1 protein-coding gene is annotated in these 884 nt (G+C 38.0%); it reads right to left on the bottom strand.

Annotated elements, in window-relative coordinates; genetic code table 11:
- Positions 1-143: 143 nt before the first annotated feature.
- Positions 144-884 (bottom strand): IS3 family transposase (locus A9G35_RS11475; protein WP_065635491.1); only part of this gene is annotated, 741 nt, incomplete at its 5' end.

The following is an 884-nucleotide window of genomic DNA, read 5'->3' as shown; positions in this document are numbered from 1 at the left end:
TGAAACCCATGCTGAGCACAACTGTGATGTCATGGTGCTAAGTGATTATGAGCAAGGTTATGCTCAGGTTGCTGATATTGATAACAAACCACCGAGTGGCACCTTAGATGGTGGCACTGAAAGCGTGGAATGGCAACACATTTTCAAACAAAAAAATTAAGGGGTAAGTGTTTTTTAAATTCAACGGGAGGCAAGTAGCCTAACGAAGAATGTAATCGTTTATGATTATACCAATAAGCATAAGCCGAAAAAGCGCGTTGTAACTCAGCCGTTGAGTTGAAACGTTGGCCTTTTACAAATTCCGTTTTAATTGTTTTAAATGTCGCTTCCGCTACCGCATTGTCATAAGGACATCCTTTCTTGCTTAATGAATGCGTGATATTAAATGTCTTAAAACAATCCGCTAATAACCGATTATCAAACTCTTTACCGCGGTCTGAATGAAATAAATCTAATTTCGATAATGGCAGTTTAATTTGGCTTAATGCCGACATAACAAGCTCTGCTGTTTTATGTTGGCCAACATGGTAACCGACAATCTGCCTATCGGATAAGTTCACTAAAACACATAAATAGTTCCAACGTTGCTTAACTTGAATATAGGTTAAATCCGCAACAACAATTTGTTTTTTATCACCTACATCAAATTGTCGTTGCAGGTGATTTTCTGTGGCGGTTTCATTCACTTCTGTATTGTGAGATTGATAACGTTTAACGGTGTATTTTGATACCAGCAATAAGGCTTTCATCACCCGAGCAATGTAACGGCGTGACACCCAAATATTCTCTTTTTGTAAATCAAAACGAATTCGTCTTGTACCATAAGACTGATAGCTCTGATTAAATAGCGTCACGATTTTATCGGCATAAAGCCCTACTGATTT

The organism is Gilliamella sp. Choc5-1 (assembly GCF_001690595.1).
In the GTDB taxonomy this organism is placed as follows: domain Bacteria; phylum Pseudomonadota; class Gammaproteobacteria; order Enterobacterales; family Orbaceae; genus Gilliamella; species Gilliamella apicola_M.
This window is presented reverse-complemented; position numbering and strand designations above follow the sequence as displayed.